Source organism: Vibrio sp. 2130-1 (genome assembly GCF_033339515.1).
The window spans coordinates 1-1,238 of sequence record NZ_JAWOUT010000068.1 but is presented as its reverse complement, the minus strand read 5'-3'; the positions used below and the strand labels follow the sequence as shown (position 1 = coordinate 1,238).

The 1,238-nt window shown below is 41.0% G+C and carries 2 protein-coding genes; both read left to right on the top strand.

The features are described 5' to 3' along the window. The coding region (locus R7Q09_RS24265) for a Qnr family pentapeptide repeat protein (protein WP_318143714.1) at window positions 1–400 on the top strand (400 nt) is incomplete at its 5' end. 159 nt (window positions 401–559) lie between these two features. Further along, entirely contained in the window at window positions 560–1,033 is a 474-nt protein-coding gene (gene dfrA31, locus R7Q09_RS24260; protein ID WP_000703246.1) for a trimethoprim-resistant dihydrofolate reductase DfrA31, read from the top strand. Window positions 1,034–1,238 lie beyond the last annotated feature (205 nt).

The following is a 1,238-nucleotide window of genomic DNA, read 5'->3' as shown; positions in this document are numbered from 1 at the left end:
TATCGAGTTCAGAGAGTGCGATTTAAAGGGGGCAAATTTTGCTCAAGCTAGCTTCATGAATCAGGTATCGAACAGAATGTATTTTTGTTCAGCCTATATAACAGGTTGTAATCTGTCATACGCAAATTTTGAAAGGCAGTGTATCGAAAAGTGTGATTTGTTTGAGAATAGATGGATTGGTGCAAATTTGAGTGGGACATCATTTAAAGAGTCTGATTTAAGTCGGGGAGTATTTTCTGAAGGGTGCTGGAGCCAGTGTAGGTTGCAAGGTTGTGATTTGAGCCACTCGGAGCTGTATGGTTTAGACCCCCGGAAAGTTGACCTTACAGGTGTAAAAATCTGTTCGTGGCAACAAGAACAACTTTTAGAGCAATTAGGTTTAATAGTAGTACCTGACTAAATTTGATGGTTTGAACACACACATAACAAACGCCTCAAGAGGGACTGTCAACGCGTGGCGTTCCCAGTCCCAATGAGCTGTGGTGGTTACGGTTGTAAATTTAAGCCGTGCGGTAGCGTTGCCAGCCCCTTAGGCGGGCGTTAGCCCTCAGGAGGAAAAATGAAAATATCCATTATGGCAGCAGTTTCTGAGAATGGAGTAATTGGCTCTGGATTGGATATACCTTGGCATGTACAAGGTGAGCAGCTCCTGTTCAAAGCTATGACTTACAATCATTGGCTTTTAGTCGGTCGTAAAACTTTCGACTCAATGGGTAAACTTCCCAATAGGAAATATGCTGTGGTTACTCGCTCAGAAATGGTCTCGAATGATCCAGATGTTATTTATTTCACCAGCATTGAATCGGCATTATCTTACTTAGACAATACGACAACACATGTCTTTGTTTCTGGTGGTGGTGAAATTTACAAAGCATTAATCGAACAAGCAGATGTTATCCATCTTTCAGTGATTCATAAGCACATCTCTGGCGACGTGTTTTTCCCTTCAGTTCCACAGAGTTTCAAACAAACATTTGAGCAAAGTTTCAGTTCAAATATTGATTACACGTACCAAATTTGGGCAAAGGGCTAACAAACTGTTTAAGAGGGATTCACAACGCGTGGCATTTTTACTATGCGTTGGTTTTAGTGGTTAAGGTGGTATGCGGAAGCTTCGGTATTGCGTTGCTCACCCCTTAACAGGGCGTTAGAGCACTCCTAGTAAAGTAACATAGAGTTAACAAAATAATGTTAGATAAATTAGTTGGTAAGGTTATTAATTTCAAAGCGGTCACTAA

What these genes read in the sequence shown, in the direction of transcription:
- dfrA31 (WP_000703246.1), top strand. Translation starts at nt 560, where the DNA reads ATGAAAATATCCATTATGGCAGCAGTTTCTGAGAATGGAGTAATTGGC.